Origin of the sequence: Hydrogenophaga sp. (genome assembly GCF_028698005.1) — a bacterium.
GTDB lineage: Bacteria > Pseudomonadota > Gammaproteobacteria > Burkholderiales > Burkholderiaceae_C > Hydrogenophaga.
Genome location: NZ_JAQVEJ010000238.1, coordinates 1 through 3,154, shown reverse-complemented (window position 1 = coordinate 3,154; position 3,154 = coordinate 1). Strand labels below are relative to the sequence as shown.

Annotated in this window: 6 protein-coding genes; 4 read left to right on the top strand and 2 right to left on the bottom strand. The window is 62.6% G+C overall.

What is annotated here, in order from left to right; all coding sequences use genetic code 11:
- Positions 1-845: radical SAM protein (locus PHQ87_RS15350; protein ID WP_300236280.1), on the top strand; the 845-nt coding region annotated here is incomplete at its 5' end.
- A 1-nt stretch (position 846) separates the two neighbouring features.
- On the opposite strand, the gene PHQ87_RS15345 is transcribed toward PHQ87_RS15350, so the two are convergent.
- Positions 847-1,176 carry a CcdB family protein gene (locus PHQ87_RS15345; RefSeq protein WP_300236279.1) on the bottom strand — a complete coding sequence of 110 codons (330 nt, stop codon included), beginning with the start codon at positions 1,174-1,176 and terminating at the stop codon, positions 847-849.
- 9 nt (positions 1,177-1,185) lie between these two features.
- Complete coding sequence (locus tag PHQ87_RS15340; protein WP_300236276.1) at positions 1,186-1,440, bottom strand: type II toxin-antitoxin system CcdA family antitoxin; 255 nt, start codon at positions 1,438-1,440, stop codon at positions 1,186-1,188.
- Positions 1,441-1,664: 224 nt separating this feature from the next.
- Here PHQ87_RS15340 and PHQ87_RS15335 point away from each other — a divergent pair, with 224 nt between their 5' ends.
- The 3 genes from PHQ87_RS15335 (at position 1,665) to PHQ87_RS15325 (ending at position 3,084) form a co-directional block, all read left to right on the top strand.
- Positions 1,665-1,868, top strand: coding sequence for a hypothetical protein (locus PHQ87_RS15335; protein ID WP_300236273.1), 204 nt, complete (start codon positions 1,665-1,667; stop codon positions 1,866-1,868).
- A 110-nt stretch (positions 1,869-1,978) separates the two neighbouring features.
- Positions 1,979-2,608, top strand: a complete 630-nt coding sequence (locus PHQ87_RS15330; RefSeq protein ID WP_300236270.1) for a hypothetical protein — start codon at positions 1,979-1,981, stop codon at positions 2,606-2,608.
- Positions 2,609-2,685: 77 nt separating this feature from the next.
- On the top strand, positions 2,686-3,084 hold the full coding sequence (locus PHQ87_RS15325; protein WP_300236267.1) for a YqiA/YcfP family alpha/beta fold hydrolase: 399 nt from the start codon (positions 2,686-2,688) through the stop codon (positions 3,082-3,084).
- Positions 3,085-3,154 lie beyond the last annotated feature (70 nt).

The window sequence follows — 3,154 nt, the reverse complement described above, 5'->3', positions numbered from 1 at the left end:
TGACCATTGCCCACGGCTGCTACTGGAAAAAGTGCAGCTTCTGCGATGTGGGCCTGGACTACATCGGCCGCTACGAGACGGCCTCGGCTCGCACGCTGGTCGACCGCATCGAGCGCATCGTCGAGGAAACCGGTCAGACGGGCTTCCACTTCGTGGACGAGGCCGCCCCGCCCAAGGCGCTCAAGGCACTGGCCGAGGAACTGCTGCGGCGCGGGCTGACCATCAGCTGGTGGGGCAACATCCGCTTCGAAAAGACCTTCACGCCCGAACTGGCGGAGCTGCTGGCGCACAGCGGCTGCATCGCCATGAGTGGCGGTCTGGAAGTGGCGAGCGACCGTCTGCTGGCGCTGATGAAAAAGGGCGTCTCGGTGGAACAGGTCGCACGCGTGACGCGCGGCTTCACCGACGCCGGCATCCTGGTGCACGCCTACCTGATGTACGGTTTCCCGACCCAGACGCTGCAGGACACCGTGGACGCGCTGGAGTACGTGCGCCAGCTGTTCGAGAACAGTTGCATCCAGAGCGGCTTCTTCCACCGCTTCAGCTGCACCGTGCATTCGCCCGTGGGGCAGAACCCGGCCGAATACGGCATCGAGCTGATCCCGCTGCCCAAAGACGCGCGCTTCGCGAAGAACGACATCGGCTTCGTCGATCCCACCCCCATGCCCCCCGGCGTGGACCACGACCTGCTGGGCCAGGGCCTGCGCAAGGCGATCTACAACTACATGCACGGCCTGTGCGTGGAGGACGACGTGCGCCGCTGGTTCGAGCACCTGCCCTGCCCGGTGCCCCGGCCAACGGTCAAGCGCCAGCGGATTGGGCGGGCGCTGGCGGCGGGCAACTGAATCAGCCCCAGGATCGGGTCAACAACTCGTCCAGCGCGTCGGTGATGTCCTGGCCATGGTCGGCCAGGCTGGCGACGTATTCACCCAGTTGATCCGAAGCCACCGACACCATATCCAGCGGGTGCAGCACCACCGCCATGCCCTCGACCTCGAATACCGGGTTCAGCCGCGTGCCGGCCGATGCCGCCTGGCGCGGCAAAAGGCTGCGGCGCACCAAAGGCACCACCACGCGGCGCCGATAACCGTCGTACAGAGAAGACTGCACCAGCACGACGAACGGAATGCTCTCCTTGAGCGGCCCCCTGTTGCGGTGAACATCGAACTGCGCCATGCGGCCCTATCAAAGCGTGCTGTGCTCGTCGGCGAAGGAGCCGACCGCCTCATGCACCGCATTCCATTCACTGGCGCTGGCCCGAGCGGCTTGCTGCCTCTCATGGCGCTCGCGCTCCTGCTGCTGCACATAGCTGTTCAGCAGGGCTTCCACTGTGGCGGAAAGGTTGTGGCTGTAGCGTTTGGCCGACGCCACCACATCTTCAGACAAGGTCAGGTTGACCGGGCGCTTGCGGCCAACAGGCGCGGAAAGATGGACAGGCATGGCGACTCCTTTATGCGCATTCTATGCGCATCAACTGAGAACGTCGAATCCCAACCGTACCCTGCCACCAGGCCCTACGGATTTCGCAGATCGCCCAGTATCACGCCCCCCACCACCACGAGCGCGACGTATTTTGTCGTCATACCGAATACCATGCCCGTGATCGATCAGCGTCCCCGACAGCCTCGCCCAAACCTCCACCATTCAAAGAAAGGAACCCAGCCATGCCCATTGCCAACGCCATCCAGCGCGGTTCGATTGTCTATGTGTACAACGAGAAAAACCAGCAAATCTTCGCCCAACATGCCGGCAACGGCCCCGACGATGGCCTGATGGGCTACACCAGCCATTCGGTCAGCATCCGGCGCGGCCGTGTCATCTACACGTACAACGATAAAGGGTCGCAAACGGGTGCCCACCACGCCTGACTCTCAACAACAACCGCAGCAAGCACCACGACACCACCGAAGCCAGCAAGAAAACGCCGCCCTTTGAAAAGAGCGCCTCGCTGTACACCCTCACCGGACGCCTTGCGCACATGCTGCACGACCTCGACCCCATGGGCACGTGCTGCCGCCTCAACCTCGACATGGAAGACGAATACGCGTCCGAAGCGCCGCACATCGCCCGCCTGCTGGACGGCGGTGCAACCCTGCGCGATGCGGTGTGCCAGGTGTTTGACGAATGGTTCTGGGATGACTGCCTGCAAAACCGATGGGGAGAAGCGGGGTTGAATGCCCTGGTCGCCAAACTCGACCAGGGTCTGGAACACCTGTCGAATCGACACGACATGCCTGCCCTGCACGAGATGCTGTTCCACCACACATTGCCCGACCTGTCTACCGACGATCTCGGATGGAGCCACGCCGCCTTCATGCAGACCGCACCGAAGCAGTTGGACCCCAATGCCTTCGACAGCGAGCCCGCATGCCGCGCAGGCATGCCCGTGATCAGCCTGGACGAGCCCGCCGTCGAAGACAGTGATGGCGAACCCGCGAGCGGCGTCCACCAGCCGGCAATGCCCCGCCCCCACGAACCCGACCCCGCCAACACCCTGCCATGGCTGCATGCCCTGCTGTTGGAAAAAACCCGGCGCCGCACGCCACCGGAACACCTGCTGAGCTACCCGCAGTTTCTTCAACAGGTGCAACACCGGACAAGCGGCTGAACCCATGCCCCGACCATTCTTCCAACGGGCGTTCGATGAATGGCTGGCATCAATCCAGTGAACAAGCACCTTCCATCATGAAAAAAGTCGTCGTCTATTGCCACGGGTATGGCTCGTCATCCCATTCCGACAAGGTCCGGCGCATCGAGGCCATGGGGTTCGAGGTGATCGCCCATGACATTGATCTGGACCCATCGGTATCCCTTCCCCGACTTGACCAGGCCATCGAAGACTGGTGCATCGAATATTTCGGTGCCGAGCACGTGGAGCTCTTCTTCGTCGGCACTTCCCTTGGCGCCTGGTATGCCAACAAACTGGGGCACGCATTCGGCTCCGATACCGTGCTCATCAACCCCGCGCTTGATCCCGCGCAATCGCTGGGAAAGTATGGGGTTCCCGAAGACATCCTGCAAAAATACGCCCTGATGGCCACCCAAACTCCCCCACTTATGGCCACCTCAAACTCCCCCACCTGAACTGATCGGGGATAGGGTTTCAACGCCGGCGCCGTCGGCACCTGTTGGCAGGACATGGATCCGGTCTTCC